At 65.9% G+C, this 12301-nt stretch carries 12 protein-coding genes; 10 read left to right on the top strand and 2 right to left on the bottom strand.

All coding sequences use genetic code 11. From position 1 onward, the window contains the following. The first annotated feature begins 95 nt into the window (after positions 1-95). The 3 genes from ilvC to NBV68_RS12560 all read left to right on the top strand — a co-directional run bounded on the left by ilvC (position 96) and on the right by NBV68_RS12560 (position 2513). Positions 96-1115: a ketol-acid reductoisomerase gene (ilvC, locus tag NBV68_RS12570; protein ID WP_296310329.1), complete on the top strand. Its 1020-nt coding sequence runs from the start codon at positions 96-98 to the stop codon at positions 1113-1115. Positions 1116-1131: 16 nt separating this feature from the next. Next, positions 1132-1728, top strand: a complete 597-nt coding sequence (locus NBV68_RS12565; RefSeq protein WP_296310328.1) for a DUF6151 family protein — start codon at positions 1132-1134, stop codon at positions 1726-1728. Positions 1729-1859: 131 nt separating this feature from the next. Further along, positions 1860-2513, top strand: coding sequence for a YceI family protein (locus tag NBV68_RS12560; RefSeq protein WP_296310327.1), 654 nt, complete (start codon positions 1860-1862; stop codon positions 2511-2513). A 63-nt stretch (positions 2514-2576) separates the two neighbouring features. Here the strand turns inward: NBV68_RS12560 and NBV68_RS12555 are convergent, their stop codons facing one another. Beyond that, positions 2577-3074 carry a YHS domain-containing (seleno)protein gene (locus NBV68_RS12555; RefSeq protein WP_296310326.1) on the bottom strand — a complete coding sequence of 166 codons (498 nt, stop codon included), beginning with the start codon at positions 3072-3074 and terminating at the stop codon, positions 2577-2579. Between the two features lie 146 nt (positions 3075-3220). On the opposite strand from NBV68_RS12555, the gene NBV68_RS12550 reads away from it, so the two are divergent. The 7 genes from NBV68_RS12550 (at position 3221) to NBV68_RS12520 (ending at position 11904) form a co-directional block, all read left to right on the top strand. Next, the gene (locus NBV68_RS12550) at positions 3221-4375 is read left to right on the top strand and encodes an alpha-hydroxy acid oxidase (protein WP_296310324.1); all 1155 of its coding nucleotides are present in this window, start codon (positions 3221-3223) and stop codon (positions 4373-4375) included. A gap of 106 nt (positions 4376-4481) precedes the next feature. Continuing rightward, positions 4482-4946: a hypothetical protein gene (locus tag NBV68_RS12545; protein ID WP_296310322.1), complete on the top strand. Its 465-nt coding sequence runs from the start codon at positions 4482-4484 to the stop codon at positions 4944-4946. A gap of 207 nt (positions 4947-5153) precedes the next feature. Then, positions 5154-6839: a 2-isopropylmalate synthase gene (leuA, locus tag NBV68_RS12540; protein WP_296310321.1), complete on the top strand. Its 1686-nt coding sequence runs from the start codon at positions 5154-5156 to the stop codon at positions 6837-6839. A 95-nt stretch (positions 6840-6934) separates the two neighbouring features. Further along, positions 6935-8875, top strand: a complete 1941-nt coding sequence (locus NBV68_RS12535) for a S9 family peptidase (RefSeq protein ID WP_296310320.1) — start codon at positions 6935-6937, stop codon at positions 8873-8875. A gap of 26 nt (positions 8876-8901) precedes the next feature. Further along, positions 8902-9690, top strand: coding sequence for a DUF2189 domain-containing protein (locus NBV68_RS12530; RefSeq protein ID WP_296310318.1), 789 nt, complete (start codon positions 8902-8904; stop codon positions 9688-9690). A 78-nt stretch (positions 9691-9768) separates the two neighbouring features. Continuing rightward, positions 9769-10812 (top strand): amidohydrolase family protein, encoded by a 1044-nt coding sequence (locus tag NBV68_RS12525; protein ID WP_296310315.1) that lies wholly within the window; start codon positions 9769-9771, stop codon positions 10810-10812. An 87-nt stretch (positions 10813-10899) separates the two neighbouring features. Beyond that, complete coding sequence (locus NBV68_RS12520) at positions 10900-11904, top strand: nitronate monooxygenase family protein (protein ID WP_296310313.1); 1005 nt, start codon at positions 10900-10902, stop codon at positions 11902-11904. Position 11905: 1 nt separating this feature from the next. Here the strand turns inward: NBV68_RS12520 and NBV68_RS12515 are convergent. Continuing rightward, positions 11906-12301 (bottom strand): AHH domain-containing protein (locus NBV68_RS12515; RefSeq protein ID WP_296310312.1); only part of this gene is annotated, 396 nt, incomplete at its 5' end.

Below are 12301 nucleotides of genomic sequence, written 5' to 3'. Positions count from 1 at the left end.
TGACCCGGGACCCCGCTTCCTTCTGACAGTCAGCAAGTGAGCGGGACCCCGGGTCAAGCCCGGGGCGGTGAAACCAGCAAAGCAGGAACAAAGAAATGAAGGTTTACTACGACGCCGATGCGGATCTCAATCTGATCAAGCCCAAGAAGGTCGCCATCGTCGGCTACGGCTCGCAGGGCCACGCCCATGCACAGAACCTGCGCGATTCCGGCGTGGCCGAAGTCGCCATCGCCCTGCGCGAAGGGTCGGCGACCGCGAAGAAGGTCGAGGCCGCCGGTTTCAAGGTGCTCTCCAACACCGCCGCGGCGCAATGGGCCGATCTCATCATGATCCTTGCGCCCGATGAGCATCAAGCGGCGATCTGGGAGAATGATATCAAGGGCCACATGAAGCCCGGCTCCGCGCTGGCCTTCGCGCACGGCCTCAACGTCCACTTCGGCCTGATCGAGCCCCCCGCCGACATCGACGTCATCATGATCGCGCCCAAAGGCCCGGGCCACACCGTGCGCAGCGAATATGTGAAGGGCGGCGGCGTGCCCTGCCTGATCGCCATCCATCAGGATGCCACCGGCAGCGCCCATGAGGTCGCCCTCGCCTACGCCTCTGCCGTCGGCGGCGGGCGTTCAGGCATCATCGAGACCAACTTCCGCGAGGAATGCGAGACCGATCTGTTCGGCGAGCAGGCTGTGCTGTGCGGCGGGATCACCCACCTCATCCAGGCCGGGTTCGAGACGCTGGTCGAGGCCGGTTACGCCCCCGAAATGGCCTATTTCGAGTGCCTCCACGAAACCAAGCTGATCGTCGACCTGCTCTATGAAGGCGGCATCGCCAACATGCGCTACTCGATCTCGAACACCGCCGAATATGGAGACATCACCACCGGCCCGCGCATCATCACGGACGAGACCAAGGCCGAAATGAAGCGCGTTCTCGCCGACATCCAGTCGGGCCGCTTCGTGAAGAACTTCGTGCTCGACAACCGTGCCGGCCAGCCCGAACTCAAGGCCGCGCGCAAGCAGGCCGCTGCCCACCCGATCGAGCAAACCGGCGAAAAGCTGCGTGCCATGATGCCCTGGATCGCGGCGAACAAGCTCGTCGACAAGGCCAAGAACTGACGCTGCTGATCGGAGCGTGACCGACGATCTGCATTTCGCCTGCGATTGCGGCGCTGTGGCGGTCAGGATTGCCCTTCCCGCGCCCGTCGACGGCGAATGCGTCGTCTGTCACTGCTCCGATTGCCGGGATTTCGTGCGCCTGTGCGGCAAGGCCGACCGGATGGCGGGCCCGCTCGGCGGCCTCGCGCTGTTCAACTTTCGCGGATCGCGGCTCGAGATCGTGCAGGGCAGGGAGCGGATGGCGAGCCTGCACATGACCGACAAGCCCGTGCTGCGCTGGTTCGCCTCGTGCTGCCAGACGCCGCTGTTCAACAGCTTCGCGAACAACCGGGTGCCGTTTCTCGACATCTGCATCCCCGCAATCCGCAACCCCGAAGCGCTCGGCAGCCTGCGTGCTGGGGAGCGGCATCTTTTCACGAAAAGCGCCACCGGCGATGCGAGCGGGATGCCGAAAACCTCGCTGCTCGGGTTGATCCTGCGGACCACCCCGCGACTATTGAAGGAAATTCTGAGCGGCCAGCGGAGGTGCAACCCCTTGTTCGACGCCGCAACCCACGCGCCCATCGCAGTTCCGCGCCGCGTTTCTCCGGAAGAACGCGCCGCCTTGCCATAGCGCGGCCGAGCGCGGGCGAGACGATGCGCCCGCATGGCGAAATCCCGACGCACATCGCGGCTGCGGCAAGCGGTGGAACCATCGCGGGGCGCCGGGTATTGATCTTTCAGACATAGAGGAGACCACACCAGATGAACCGCACCACCCTTGCCGCCGCCGCCGCGCTCGCCTTTGCGGCAGGCATGACCGCCTTCACCCCCGCGCTGACCGCGCAGAGCGCACCGCAGGTGCCGGGCGCCAAGGACCCGACGCGGGTCTCTGCCGGAACCTATGCCGCCGACCCCAACCACTCGCTGATCGGCTGGGAAGTCAACCACTTCGGCTTCAACGACTATTACGGCATCTTCGGCGATGTCGCGGGCACGCTGGTGATCGATCCGGCCAACCCCAATGCCGCCAAGGTCGAGGTGACGATCCCGGTCGCTAATGTCACGACCGCCAGCAAGGCGCTGACCGAGCATCTGCTGCGCGCCGGAAAGGACGGCGGCAAGCCCGATTTCTTCGGCCCCGCCCCCGCCCCCGCCCGCTTCGTCTCCACCTCGATCAAGGCGGACGGCATGAAGGCGATGATCACCGGCGACCTGACGCTGAACGGCGTCACCAAGCCCGTCACCTTCGAGGCCGAATTCACCGGCGCGGGCAACAATCCGTTCAACAAGAAGGCCACGATCGGCTTCGAGGCTGAAACCTCCATCAAGCGCTCTGACTTCGGGGTGGATGCCTTTATCCCCTTCGTCAGCGACGAGGTCGAACTCGACATCAGCGTCGCGTTCGAAAAGCAGTAAATTCAAGGCGACTGGCGGGCCGCAAAGGGGGGAGAGCCCGCCAGTCACCCATCGTTGAGCAGGTTAGAGGCCAAACCAGCTCGATCCGCCGTAAGTCTTGCCTGCCGGGATCTTGGCCCAGTTGGGCCCGCCCTTGGCGATGAAGCCCGAGATGTCCTTGCGCCACTTGGCGCGGATGCCCTGATCGTAGTTCAAATAGAGCTTCCCGCCGATGATATCGTAAGCGGTCGGATCGCCCGGCGCGAGATAGCCCTGCGCGATCGCCCAAGCACAATGCCCGCCATATTGCGGCGCGAAAGCGGCCGGATTGGCCTTGAAGGCCGCAGCGTTCTCGGCATTGGCGAAGCGCCATTCGGTGCCCTTCCAGCTCACCTTAAACCGGGCATCACCCTTGACCGGCTTTCCCTGCCCACGAAAGTAGCTGACCGTATCATAGCCGCCGACCGCGATCTTGCCCGCAGCGGCATAGATCCCGCCATCGGCGAGCGCGGGAGCGGGTGCGGCGAGGCCGAGCGGGACGGCGAGCGCAGCAAGGGCGAGAAGCAGGCGGGCAGATTTCATCGGTTCCATCCTTTTGCGGTGGCCGCGGGCAGCAATGCCGCACGACCCGTCGCTGCGTCTTTCGCGCGCTCACCCTGAAAGGTGACAGGCCTCGCACAAAAAGCCGTCGACTTGACGAAGCGCCTGCTTCAAAGCTGCGCTCCGTCATGCGCCTCACCGATTGTCACAACATAGACGATTTCCGCAAATTGGCCAGGGCGCGGCTGCCCTTCCCGGTGTTCGACTATATCGACGGCGCGGCCGATGACGAGCTGACCAAGGCGCGCAACACCGCCGCCTTTGCCGGGGTCGATCTGGTGCCCGACGTGCTTGCCGGGGTCGAAACGATCGACACATCCTGCACCCTCCTCGGCCGCCGTTCCGCCCTGCCCCTGATCCTGTCGCCCACCGCGGTGCAGCGCGCCTTCCACTGGGAAGGCGAGCGGGCGGTGGCGCGAGCCGCAGAGAAATTCGGACTGTGGTTCGGCATCTCGAGCCTGGCGACCCGCAGCATCGAGGAAATCGCCGCGCTCACCAGCGGGCCCAAGCTGTTCCAGCTCTATGTTCACAAGGACAAGGGCCTCAACACCCACATGATCGAACGCTGCAAGGCGGCGAAGTTCGATGCTCTGGCGCTGACGGTCGACACCATCGTCTCAGGGAAACGCGAGCGGTGCCTGCGCAGCGGCTTCACCACCCCCCCGCGCTTCACGCCGGCGAGCCTCTGGAGCTATGCGACGCGCCCGAAGTGGACGCTCGACTACGTGCTGCGCGAGAAATTCCGCCTCCCCAACCTCGACACCCACGTCACCGAAGGCTCGGGCAAGGCGGTGAGCATTGCCGAATATTTCAACACCATGCTCGACACCGCGATGGACTGGGACACCGCCGCGCGGATCCGGCAGGACTGGGGTGGCACCTTCGTGCTGAAGGGCGTGATGAGCGCGGGCGATGCGCGGCGCGCCGTAGAAATCGGCGCGGATGCGATCATGATATCGAACCACGGCGGCCGGCAATTGGACGGGGCCCGCGCGCCCTTCGACCAGTTGCCCGAGATCGTCGAGGCGGTCGGCGGCAAGATCGAGATCATCTGCGATGGCGGCGTGCGGCGCGGCACCCATGTGCTCAAGGCCCTGTGCAGCGGGGCGACCGCCGCCTCGGGCGGGCGGCTCTATCTCTATGCCCTTGCCGCGGCAGGCCAGGCCGGGGTCGAGCGCGCGCTCGGCATCCTCAAGGACGAGATCGAGCGGGGCATGCGGCTGATGGGGGTGACGCGCGTCGACCAGCTGACACCCGATCGCATCCGCCAGCGGCACTATTGAGGCGCGCCCTCAAACAACAAAGTGGTAGGGTAAACAAAAATGTCATAAACCGGTAACGCAAGGGGCGTTTGGGCGGGCACGCTTCGATAACAGGGATCCGGCAGCCATGACACCTGCGCGCGCTTTCGCCTTCGCTCTTCCTGCTCTTGCACTCATGCTCACCGCTTGCGGGAGCGAACCCGAGCAGACCGGCAACGACGCCGACAGCTTTGCCGCTCGCATCGGCAAGGGTGAAGCGACGCCGGGTCCGGGCGGCATCCCGGTTGCGCAGGGCACCGTCGCGCCGACCGTCGCCGAACCCATGCCCGGCGCGGCGCCCGGCCCCTATGCCCCCGGCACCCTGACCGATCCGGCCGCCAAGACCTGCGGCGCGCCGCTGATGGGCCCGTTCATCGGCAAGCTCGCCGATCAGGCCACGCGCGCCGACATCGCGAAAATGCTCGGCCGCACCGACAACCTGCGCTTCGTCGCCTTCGGCAGCACCGCCAACGTCAACCCCGACCCGACCAATCCGCGCCTCTCGATCATGCTCGATGCGCAGAATATCATCCGCGACGCGCGCTGCGGATAGGCGCGGCGCGGCAATCGAGCCATTCCCGGCTTGCGCGCTGCGCAATAATCGGCAATGACGCGGCCCATGACGGGACACGGACTTGCGCTGCTGCTTCGACTTATGCGCCCTTGGGCGTAGGTAGCCGCGCGTCACGGACAGCGCGGCACCGCTCCCAAGGGTAACCTGCCGCAGCTTCCCCGACCTTCTCGCGACGAGCCTTTTCCCATGCCCATGCTCAAGCATCCTTCCGCCAAGTATCGCCCTTTCGGCCAGATCGATCTGCCCGACCGCCAATGGCCCTCGCGCCTGATCGAGCGCGCCCCGCGCTGGCTCTCGACCGACCTGCGTGACGGCAACCAGTCGATCATCGATCCCATGGACGCGGTGAAGAAGCGCCGCTTTTTCGACCTGCTGGTCGAGGTCGGCCTCAAGGAAATCGAGGTCGGCTTCCCCAGCGCAGGCGCGACCGAGTTCGATTTCATCTCCGGCCTCGTGAAATCGGACGCGGTCCCGGATGATGTGATCGTCCAGGTGCTCACCCAGAGCCGCGAAGACCTGATCCGCACCAGCTTCGCCAGCCTCGAAGGGGCGCGGGCGGCGATCGTCCATCTCTACAACGCGGTGAGCCCCGCATGGCGCGACATCGTGTTCCGCATGTCGAAGGATGAGGTGAAGGCCATCGCCGTCGCAGGCGCCAAGGTAATGCGCGACGAGGCGGCGCGCTATCCCGGCACCGACTGGCACTTCCAGTATTCGCCCGAAACCTTCTCGACCGCCGAACTCGATTTCAGCATCGAGGTCTGCGCCGCGGTGATGGAAGTACTCCAGCCCACCCCTGAACACCCGATCATCCTAAACCTCCCCGCCACGGTCGAGGCGGCGACGCCCAATATCTACGCCGACCAGATCGAGTATTTCGGCCGCCACCTGCCGAACAGGAAATCGGCGATCCTGAGCCTGCACACCCACAACGACCGCGGCACCGGGGTCGCGGCGGCCGAGCTCGGGTTGATGGCGGGGGCTGACCGGGTGGAAGGCTGCCTGTTCGGCAATGGCGAACGCACCGGCAATTGCTGTCTGGTGACGATGGCGCTCAACCTCTACACCCAAGGCGTCGATCCGCAGCTCGACTTTTCGGACATCGACCGAGTGATCGAGACCGTCACCTATTGCAACGATCTGCCCGTCCACCAGCGCCACCCCTATGGCGGGGAGCTTGTCTACACCGCGTTCAGCGGCAGCCACCAGGACGCAATCAAGAAGGGTTTCGAAGCGCGCGAGACGCAGAACGACGAGGCGTGGCGCGTGCCCTATCTGCCGATCGATCCGGCCGATCTCGGGCGCAGCTACGAAGCGGTGATCCGGGTCAATTCGCAGTCCGGCAAGGGCGGCTTTGCCTGGGTGCTGGAGAAGGATCAGGGGCTGAAGCTCCCCAAGAAGATGCAGGCCGATTTCTCCCGCCACGTTCAGCATATGGCCGACGAACTCGGCCGCGAATTGAACGCCGCCGACATCTGGGACGCCTTCCGCCGCGCCTATCACGTCAAGATCCACCCCAAGCATTTCCAGCTGGTCCGCTACGAGGAAAGCCGCGCGGCTGACGGCACGCGGATCTTCGTCGGCACCATCGCGGTGGAGGGTGCCGAGCAATCGGTCTCGGGCCGCGGCTACGGGCTGATCTCGAGCGTGATGGGAACCCTGCGCGAAGCCTTTGGGGTTGATCTCGAAGTGGTCGACTATACCGAGCACGCGCTTGGCGCGGGGACGGATGCGCGCGCGGCGGCCTATCTCGAATGCCGCAGCGCTGACGGGAGCACCATTTGGGGCTGCGGAATCGACGAGGACATCGCCACCGCCAGCGTGCGCGCGGTGCTCAGCGCCGCCAACTCGGCGGTCGCCCGGGGCGGCTGAACGCTCACGGCCTGATTTTCGTCTGGAACCGGGGCGCCGTGGTGGTATCAATCTGCCACGCGCACCAATGCGCTGCGTCCTGGGGGGGATTTTGCATGCGTTCTATAATCGTCACGTTCCTGCTGCTGAGCACTTCGCCGCTCGCCGCGCAGATCGCCACGCCGGAGCGTCCGATCACCGATCCCAGGAGCCTCCAATCCCCCGTCAATCCCGAGGCGCGCGAAGTCCCGCTCGCGGATATCGGCAATTCGCGCAGCGTCGGCAGCACCACGTGGAGCGCGGATGGCAAGCACATCTTCATCGTCACCAACCTGACCGGGCGCTACAACATCTGGCGCACCGATGCGGACGGCAGCTGGCCCTTGCAGATGACCCAGTCGGACGACGCGCAAGGCGGGCTTGCCGCTTCGCGCGATGGCAAATGGCTCTACTTCGTGCAGGATAATGGCGGCGACGAATATTACGATCTCAACCGCGTCCCCACCAGCGGCGGCGCGGTGGAGCGGGTCACCAACACCCCCGACCTCAGCGAGCGCAGCATGGTGCCGGGCGGCGAAGGCGGCCTCATCGCGTTCCAGATCAAGAAGAAGAGCGAGGCGCAAGCAAACCTCGCCGTGCTAGCGCCCGACGGCACGGTGCGTGTGCTGACAACCGAGGCCGACCCCGCGTTCGCCTGGTCGCCCCGGGTGTGGGCTGACGGCGGCAAGACGATCTATGCCAACCGCGAGAAGATCGATTCGACCACGGTCGAAATCTGGCGCGTCGATGTCGCCACCGGCAAGGCGGTACGTGTGCTGGGCAAGGAGAACACGATCTACTCTGTCGGCGACGTCAGCTCTGACGGAAAATGGCTTTCGGTCACCACCGACGCCCAGACCGGCCGGCCGCAAGCCGGACTCTACAACCTCGCCTCGGGGGAGTGGAAATGGCTTAAGCCGATCGTGTGGGATCAGTCCGCGCTGCGCTTCACCCGTGACGGCAAGGCGTTGCTGGTCGAAAGCAGCGACGATCTGCGCAGCATGCTGGTGAAGGTAGACCTTGCGACTGGCGCGGAAACGCCGCTCAAACTGCCGCAGGGCATCAATTACACCCAAGGCAATGACGCCCGCTCGCCCGATGGCAAATCCTTGCTGGTCGTCAACCAGGCGGCCAATGTCGCAGGCGAGCTGAACCGCTACGATCTTGTCGCCGACACTGTCACCCCCGTAACACAGCTCGCGCTCGCCAGCCTCCGGCCCGAGGCGCTCGCGGGATCGCAGATGGTGACCTACACAAGCTTCGACGGCACGCTGATCAGCGCGCTTGTCACCATGCCCGCCAATCTCGAGCGAGACGGCAGCAACCCCGCCATCGTCATCCCCCACGGCGGGCCGACCGGCAAGACCGATGACTTCTTCGACGACATCGCCGCCGCGCTCGCGAGCCGGGGATACATCATCATCGCGCCCAACTTCCGCGGCTCGACCGGCTACGGCAAGGACTTCCAGGCGGCCAATTACAACGACCTCGGCGGCGGCGACCTCAAGGACACCATCGCCGCCAAGCAGTTCCTCGTCGACAGCGGCTATGTCGATCCGAAGCGCGTCGGCATCTTCGGCGGCTCCTATGGCGGGTTCATGACGCTGATGGCGATCGGCAAGGCGCCCGACGAGTTCGCGGCCGGCGTACAGTGGTTCGGGATCATCAACTGGCGCACCATGTACCGCGACATGGACGAGGTGCTCAAAGCCTATCTGCGCAGCCTGATGGGCACGCCCGAGGAAAACCCCGAGGGCTACGACCGCGCCTCCCCGCTCACCTACATCGCCAATGCCAAGGCGCCGCTGCTCACGATCCAGGGCGAGAACGACATCCGCGTGCCGCGCGGCCAGGCGCAGGAAGTCGAGGACATCCTCAAGGCCAGGGGCCGCACGGTCGAGACGGTATTCTACCCGCTCGAGGGCCACGGCTTCCGCAAGCGCGAGAACCAGCTGGATTCGCTCAAGCGCACGGTCGAATGGTTCGATCGCTATCTCAAGCCGCAGGCGGCGAAGTAGGCGCAGTGAACAAGCGGGAGAGCGCGGTGACTGGACTGGACGGTGCCTCGCCCATAGCCACTGCCCCGCTGCCGCGCCCGCAGGTGCGCAGCGACCTTGGCTGGGCGGACCTTCGCGCGGCGCTGGTTGCGGGCTGGCGCGATTTCCTTGCCATGCCGCGCTTCGGCCTGTTCTTCGGCGGGGTCTATGTGCTTGCCGGCCTCGCGATCGGCTGGGCGACGATCAGCGGCGGCAATCCCAGCTGGCTGATACCCGCCATCGCGGGCTTCCCGCTGGTCGCGCCCTTCGTGGCGGTGGGCCTTTACGAGGCGAGCCGCCGCCGCTCGGCCGGGCAGCCACTGACCTGGCGCGCGGTGCTCGGCGCCCTCAAAGGCCACGGCGACGACCAGATCCTGTCGATGGGGGTGATCGTCTTCGTCGCCTTTGCGTTCTGGATGATGGTCGCCCACGCGATCTTCGCAATCTTCGTTGGAGAGAGCGGAATGGGCCGCGATCCGCTCGCCGCGCTGGTGACGCCGGAGGGGCTGGCCATGCTCGCCGTGGGCAGCGCGGTTGGCGGGGCAATGGCCTTCGCCTTCTACGCCATGACCGTGGTCAGCCTGCCGCTGCTGGTCGACCGCAAGCATGATTTCCTCACCGCGATCATCACCAGCCTTGCCGTGGTGCGGCGCAATTTCGCGGTGATGCTCGGCTGGGCGTCGATCATCGCTGTGGTGCTGCTAGGCGCGATGCTCCCCGCATTTCTCGGACTGATGGCAGCGCTGCCGGTGCTCGGCCATGCGACCTGGCATCTCTATGTGCGGGCGGTCGCCTAATTGGGGAATGACGGACGCGCTCGCGACGGTTAGGTCTTGCCGCAGACAAGCGCCGCAAAGGCGCGCGAGGGAGAGAACATGACCGAAGCCATCATCGAGCCCGATCTGCCGATCATCGATCCGCATCATCACCTGTGGGACCTGCGCCCGATGCTGCCGATGTTCCCCCAACCGCATCACCCCTTCATCGCCGCCATCGTGCCCAGTGCGTATTACACCTTCGACCAGCTCCACGCGCACATGACCTGCGGGCACAATATCGTCGCTACGGTCTACATGGAGTGCGGCGCCTTCTACAACGGCGCTTATGGGGATGCGCTGAAGGTGGTCGGCGAGGTCGAATATGTGAACGGGGTCGCGGCGCAATCGGCGAGCGGGCTCTATGGCCCGGCGCGCTACTGTGCTGGGATCGTGGGCCACGCGGACCTGGCCCGCGGTAGCGGCGCAGGCGCGGTGCTCGATGCGCTGCAAGCAGCAGCGCCGCGCCGCTTCAGGGGCATCCGCCATGCCGCGGCGTGGGACGCTGACCCCGAGGTGCTCGGCCCGCCGTTCCACCATCCCCAGGGGCTCTACCTCGATCCGACCTTCCGCGAGGGCTTTGCCGAGCTCGGCAAGCGGGGCCTGACCTTCGATGCCTGGCTGCTCGAGCCGCAGCTGCCTGACCTCATCGACCTTGCGCGGGCCTTTCCCGATCAGCCGATCTGCCTTGACCATGTCGGCACGCCGGTGGGCCACGCCAGCTACAAGGGCAAGCTGCACGAGCGGTTCGACGAATGGCGCCGCAACATCCGCGAACTCGCGCTTTGCGAGAACGTCGTCGTCAAACTCGGCGGCCTCGCCATGGCCTTCTGCGCCCTGCCCGAAGATGGCCCCGCCGCGGGCCACGGTTCGGAGCATCTCGCCGCACTGTGGCGCCCCTATATCGAGACCTGCATCGAAGCCTTCGGCGCGGACCGCGCGATGTTCGAGAGCAATTACCCGGTCGATTACTGGGGCGCGGACTACGCGGTGCTGTGGAACGCGTTCAAGCGCCTCGCCCGCAGCGCGAGCGCTGACGAGAAGGCGGCGCTGTTCGCGGGCACGGCCGCGCGGTTCTACGGGATCGAGGACGTTCTCGGTTGACGCTGCGTCACCATCAAAATCACGCTTGGCAGGTGTGGAACCGGCGCTAGAGACACGGGTTGAGGATAGAGTTTTAAGGAGAAACCGATGCCGCTTCCCGCCCCGTTCGATCGCCTGCGCCTGCCGCTGATCGGATCGCCGCTGTTCATCGTCTCGGGCCCCGAGCTGGTGATCGCGCAGTGCAAAGCGGGAATCATCGGCAGCTTCCCGGCGCTGAACGCGCGCCCGCAGTCGCAGCTCGACGAGTGGCTCCACCAGATCACCGAGGAACTCTCGGCCCACAACCGCGCGCATCCTGATCGCCCCGCCGCGCCCTTTGCGGTCAACCAGATCGTCCACAAGACCAACGACCGCGTCGATGCCGACATGCAGACCTGCGAGAAATGGCAGGTGCCGATGGTCATCACCTCATTGGGCGCGCGCGAGGACATCTACACCGCCGTGCGCAACTGGGGCGGCGTGACGATGCACGACGTGATCAACAACCGCTTTGCGAGGAAGGCGATCGAAAAGGGCGCGACCGGGCTGATCCCGGTGGCGGCGGGCGCGGGCGGCCATGCCGGCGCGCTCTCGCCCTTCGCCTTGATGCAGGAAATCCGCGAGTGGTTTGACGGGCTGGTGGCGCTCTCGGGCGCGGTCGGCCACGGGGCGACGATCCTTGCAGCCCAGGCCCTGCGCGCCGATTTCGCCTATGCGGGAAGCGCCTTCATCGCCACCAAGGAGGCCAACGCCGCCGATGGCTACAAGAACGGCATCGTCGAGGGCTCCTCGGAAGGGATCGTCTACACCAACCTCTTCACCGGGGTGCACGGCAACTACCTGCGCTCCTCGATCGAGGCGGCGGGGATGGACCCCGACAACCTCCCCGAAAGCGATCCCAGCAAGATGAACTTCGGCAGCGGCGGCAACACCAAGGCCAAGGCATGGAAAGACATCTGGGGCTCGGGTCAGGGCATCGGGACGATCAAGGAAGTCGGCACGGTCGAGGATCTGGTCGCCCGCTTCGAGCGCGAATATCACGAGGCAAAGGCGCGGCTGGCGGGCAATTCGGACTACACCGCGTGGGCAGCGATGGCCGAGGCGGCGGAGTAGTTCACTCGGCCGCCCACAGGGCCTCGGCCATGGCATCGAGCTCGGCGAAGTCGAAGCCGGTGCCGAGCGGATCCTTGCGGCTCAGCACCACACGGCGGCGCTCGGCCAGGAGCTGGCGGCGCAGCGCCGCCTGGAGCAGGTGGAGCCGCATAAGCGCCTCGACCAGCGCCGCCTCGTTGTCATGCAGACGCGCATCGGCCCACCGCGCCTCGATCCGGCCGACGCGGGCGATCACAACCTCGTTGTAACGCGGGTGGGGGCCGCGGTGGAGCGGCATGCCGCTGCGCACCGACGCGGCTTCGGTGGCAGGGAGGAGCAGCCCGTTCCGGCAGAAGTCGTCGAAACCGACGTTGACGCGCCCGACCTCGGAGCACATCCGGCCGAAGCAGCGCTGCGA

The sequence above is a fragment of the Erythrobacter sp. genome, from assembly GCF_023653175.1.
Taxonomy (GTDB): Bacteria; Pseudomonadota; Alphaproteobacteria; order Sphingomonadales; family Sphingomonadaceae; genus Erythrobacter.
The sequence above is the reverse complement of the archived record's forward strand: the minus strand, read 5'-3'. Positions and strand labels throughout refer to the sequence as shown.

Coding starts and splice junctions, on each gene's coding strand:
- leuA (WP_296310321.1), top strand. CDS start 5,154: ATGCCCATGCTCAAGCATCCTTCCGCCAAGTATCGCCCTTTCGGCCAG.
- NBV68_RS12560 (WP_296310327.1), top strand. CDS start 1,860: ATGAACCGCACCACCCTTGCCGCCGCCGCCGCGCTCGCCTTTGCGGCA.
- NBV68_RS12555 (WP_296310326.1), bottom strand. CDS start 3,074: ATGAAATCTGCCCGCCTGCTTCTCGCCCTTGCTGCGCTCGCCGTCCCG.
- NBV68_RS12550 (WP_296310324.1), top strand. CDS start 3,221: ATGCGCCTCACCGATTGTCACAACATAGACGATTTCCGCAAATTGGCC.
- NBV68_RS12545 (WP_296310322.1), top strand. CDS start 4,482: ATGACACCTGCGCGCGCTTTCGCCTTCGCTCTTCCTGCTCTTGCACTC.
- NBV68_RS12520 (WP_296310313.1), top strand. CDS start 10,900: ATGCCGCTTCCCGCCCCGTTCGATCGCCTGCGCCTGCCGCTGATCGGA.
- ilvC (WP_296310329.1), top strand. CDS start 96: ATGAAGGTTTACTACGACGCCGATGCGGATCTCAATCTGATCAAGCCC.
- NBV68_RS12535 (WP_296310320.1), top strand. CDS start 6,935: ATGCGTTCTATAATCGTCACGTTCCTGCTGCTGAGCACTTCGCCGCTC.
- NBV68_RS12525 (WP_296310315.1), top strand. CDS start 9,769: ATGACCGAAGCCATCATCGAGCCCGATCTGCCGATCATCGATCCGCAT.